This is a genomic window from Sandarakinorhabdus sp. (genome assembly GCF_031422795.1).
Classification (GTDB): Bacteria; Pseudomonadota; Alphaproteobacteria; order Sphingomonadales; family Sphingomonadaceae; genus Sandarakinorhabdus.
In genome coordinates this window covers 1-2,306 of the sequence record NZ_JANPML010000035.1, presented here as the reverse complement: position 1 = coordinate 2,306, position 2,306 = coordinate 1, and the positions used below count along the sequence as shown (strand labels likewise).

Below are 2,306 nucleotides of genomic sequence, written 5' to 3'. Positions count from 1 at the left end.
GCTGGTGCACTTCGCCTGCCAGCCCGATGATGATCTCACGCTCGCCGCGCTGCTGGTCTCGCCCTTTTGCGGCCTTGATCATGATCAGCTCACCGGGCTCGCCGCCGGGCGGCCGGGCACCTTGTGGGCGGCCGTGCTGGCCAGCGAGGATCCCGCCGTGGCCGCGCCGCGCGCCGTGCTGGCCGAGGTGCTGCGGCTGGCGGCGGACGTATCGCCCTATCGCTTCCTCGAAACCATCCTGTCAGGGCCGCTGGCTGGCCGGCGCAAGCTGCTGGCGCGGCTGGGCGAGGAAGCCCGCGATGCCATCGACACCGTGCTCGATCAGGCGCTGGCCTGCGAAGCGGCGGGCGCAGCCAGCTTGCAGGCGTTCATCGCCTGGATGGCGGCCGAAGATCTGGAGGTCAAACGCGATCCCGAAGCCGCCATCGACGCGGTGCGGTTGATGACGGTGCATGGCGCCAAGGGCCTGCAGGCGCCGATCGTCATCATGGCCGATGCCTGCCATGTGCCGCCCGCGGAAAAGGGCGAGCTGGTGCTGGCGCTGGGCAACGGCCCGCAGCTGCCGCTGTGGCTGCCATCCGGGCTGGTGGCGCCGCCAGCCTTTATCACCGAGGCCGAGAATGATCGGGCCGGCAGGGCCGCGCGGGAACATCGCCGGCTACTTTATGTGGCGCTGACGCGGGCCGAGGAAGTGCTGTGCATTGGCGGTGCCACCAAGCCGTGCAAGCAATGGGATGTGCATCCCGAAAGCTGGTATCAACTGGTTGAGGGGGCGCTTTCCGATCTGGAAAGCGTGGATGATCCGCACTGGCCGGAACCGGTGCGGCAGTTCCGCTCTGGCCCGGCGACACTGCTGCGCGATGTGGAGGTGGTGCCCGATGCCACGCTGCTGCCCACGGATCGCTGGTGGCAGCGCCAGGCCCCGGCCGAAGCCCGCCCGCCGCGCCCATTGGCACCATCGAGCCTGGGGCCAGACACGGTGGCCGATCCGCCGCCCGATGCAGCGCGGCTGGCGGCAGCGCGGCGCGGGACGGCGCTGCACCGCTTGTTCGAAACGCTTCCCGGCTTGGCCCCCGACATTCGGCGCGACGTGGCGCTGCAATGGTGCGCGCTGAACGTGCCCGATCTGGATGGCGCAGAACTGGCGGCGACCGTGCTGGCTGTGCTGGGCGATCCGGCCTTTGCTGCGGTGTTCGCGGCTGGCGCACTCACCGAAGCGCCGGTGGCGGCGGTGGTGGGAGAGGCGGTGATCGCCGGCAGCATCGATCGGCTGCTGGTAAGCGAGACCGAGGTGCTGGCCGTGGATTTCAAGACCGGCAGCCGCGTGCCGCCCGGGTTGGACGCCGTGCCGCCGTCGCATCTGGCGCAGATGGGCGCCTATGCCGCTGCATTGGCGCGGGTTTTCCCCGGGCGGACGGTGCGCGCCGGGCTGCTCTACACCGCCGGCCCGCGCCTGATCGAAGTGCCCGCCGATGTGCTGCAAGCGTCGTTTTCCATTGGGCAGCCATCCGCCGCATTGCAGCCGGACAGGCCAGTGCCTATCTATCCGTCGTGATCCTTATTTGCGGAGTCTTCCCATGACCAAAGCCGTGACCGATGCCAGCTTCCACACCGATGTGATCAGCGCCGACAAGCCGGTGCTGGTCGATTTCTGGGCCGAATGGTGCGGCCCGTGCCGCATGATCGCCCCGGCGCTGGAAGAACTGAACAACGAACTGGCCGGGGTGGAGATCGTCAAGGTCAACATCGACGAGAACCCGGACGCGCCGGGCCGTTATGGCGTGATGTCGATCCCGACCATGATCCTGTTCAAGGGCGGGCAACCGGCGGCCACCATGGTCGGCGCGCGGCCCAAGGGCGAATTGAAGGCGTGGCTGGAAGGCCAGCTGGCGTAAAGCCGCCGCGCTTTTTGGAAGGCGCTTTGGCATAAAGCCGCCGCGCTGGCTCAGGCCGGCGCCACCACCTGCCCCAATCGCGGAAAATGCACGTGGACGGTGAGCCCAGGCTCGCCGTCCACTTCGCGTGCCACGGTAATACCGCCGGCGTCGCAGCGCAGCAGCCGCCCGATGGTGGGCGCGTCCTTGGTGTCGGGCTGGCTGACAGCCGCCATCATCCCGGCCTTGCATGGCGCGGCAACGGTGCCGGTGACGGGGGCAGGTGTGGCGGCGCGGGCCTGCGCCACGGCTTCGGCACTGGTCATCTCGCGCCGGTCGCCATGGCCGATGCCCGCCACCCGCGCATACCATTCGCCCACATGCGGCACTGCCATCAGTTCGGCCGTGAAGGCTGCAGCGCTCTGGTTGTTC

General features: G+C 69.1%; 3 protein-coding genes. 2 read left to right on the top strand and 1 reads right to left on the bottom strand.

Features of this window, described 5'->3' with window-relative positions:
- Together RMO81_RS01485 and trxA are read left to right on the top strand one after the other, a co-directional pair.
- Positions 1–1,555, top strand: a 1,555-nt coding sequence (locus RMO81_RS01485) for a 3'-5' exonuclease (RefSeq protein WP_310473955.1), incomplete at its 5' end; no start/stop codon positions are given.
- Positions 1,556–1,577: 22 nt separating this feature from the next.
- Entirely contained in the window at positions 1,578–1,895 is a 318-nt protein-coding gene (gene trxA, locus RMO81_RS01480) for a thioredoxin (protein WP_310473954.1), read from the top strand.
- A 50-nt stretch (positions 1,896–1,945) separates the two neighbouring features.
- Here the strand turns inward: trxA and RMO81_RS01475 are convergent.
- On the bottom strand, positions 1,946–2,306 hold a 361-nt coding region (locus RMO81_RS01475), incomplete at its 5' end, for a hypothetical protein (protein ID WP_310473953.1).